At 39.4% G+C, this 1,058-nt stretch carries 1 protein-coding gene; it reads right to left on the bottom strand.

Annotated features, from left to right (window positions below):
- Positions 1 to 151: 151 nt before the first annotated feature.
- Positions 152 to 1,058: DUF4351 domain-containing protein (locus F6K52_RS36730; protein ID WP_293090216.1), on the bottom strand; the 907-nt coding region annotated here is incomplete at its 5' end.

The following is a 1,058-nucleotide window of genomic DNA, read 5'->3' as shown; positions in this document are numbered from 1 at the left end:
CAAAATCCAATTCCGGAAAAATAAAAATAATGAAATAAAATACAAAACCTCACCTTGTCCTGACGGACATCCCTCTCCTTAATAGGTCGAGGGAAAGATTTTTGCACTGCAAAAAGCGAGGGTGAGGTTAAATTATAGATTTGCACTTTATTTAATTCGCACTCCTGTGTGTTGACAGCCAGGTTACTAAATCATCTAAATTAGAGAAATACAACTGGGCATCTACCAATGCTTCCAACTGGGGAATGGATAAACTGGTAATTGTCTGCTCTAAATCAGGAGCAATGTCCCCAAAACGTTGTTTGAGTAAACGTAGCAGTATCTTCTTCTCTCCTTCTTGTAACCCTTCTTGTAACCCTTCCTGTCGCCATTCTTCCCGTTGTTTGAGATAAGCTGGTGATAAATTCATAATCAACTCCCTATCCTCGTCACTTACATTATCTTTCACCTCTATATTTTTGCGCCAAGAAGCCAAAATCTCCAGCAATTGATTCCATCTGGAACTTTCTGACGACAGTTGAACCAACTCTTCTACAGCCTGTTTTTGCGTCCTTCCTTTCCCTAACACCCTTAACCACAAAGTGTCTTCATTAACAGGTAATTGATTAATACTTACAATCGACCCTTTCAACAATTGTGGCAGAAAATAAACCCCTTCATGCCAATCTCCTGACTCTTGAATTTTCGCCCCAAATCCGTTGAGCATCCTTGCAGAACAAGAAGGAGTTAAAATCCATAAATGGGGCAATTCTGTCTCTGATAAAGAACGTTTTTCTCGTTTGACTTGTCGCAATAAATCTCCATGAACGGAATATAACTTTAATAAACAACTCCTAATCTCCACTTCACTGGGAGGATTACGAAATGGCTCAAATAAACAACTTGTTATAGCCATTTTCGCCAATAAACCCAATTCTGAAGTATTAGATGGCGATGCATTGGGGACGAACCACACATCTATCTCACGAACTTCGCTTTTAACATCTTTGCTAGTTTCTACCTGTCCCAAAGAGCTTAACAATTCTTCTAGGTATTCCTTGGCAAATTGGTCATGAGGA

This window comes from Moorena sp. SIO3H5 (assembly GCF_010692395.1).
Taxonomy (GTDB): domain Bacteria; phylum Cyanobacteriota; class Cyanobacteriia; order Cyanobacteriales; family Coleofasciculaceae; genus Moorena.
The sequence above is the reverse complement of the archived record's forward strand: the minus strand, read 5'-3'. Positions and strand labels throughout refer to the sequence as shown.